The following is a 334-nucleotide window of genomic DNA, read 5'->3' on the forward strand; positions in this document are numbered from 1 at the left end:
TCGAGGCACGAAGTGCCGAAGACCGCGGGAGACGATGATGCATTATAGGCATACGACCCCGCCAGGGTGTCGCACTTACCAGTCAGGCAATCAGTGCGACACCCTGGCGGGGTCGTGGGATCGCTTGTAATGGCTGATCCACGGGTCTTCGGGGCTGCGCCTCTCGACCCGTGGCTACGAAGCGGGCACCCCTGCCGGGGTGCTTCTCCTCACGATGAGACGAAGGGCTTCTGTGCCACTCAGGTGCGTTATCCCCAGCGATATGCTCTTGCATGCCGATCTCTTGCGGGTCACCGGAAAAGGGATTTCTGCTCGGCGACCCGCAAGGGGTCGA

Source organism: Porphyromonas sp. HMSC065F10, assembly GCF_001808555.1.
Classification (GTDB): domain Bacteria; phylum Bacteroidota; class Bacteroidia; order Bacteroidales; family Porphyromonadaceae; genus Porphyromonas_A.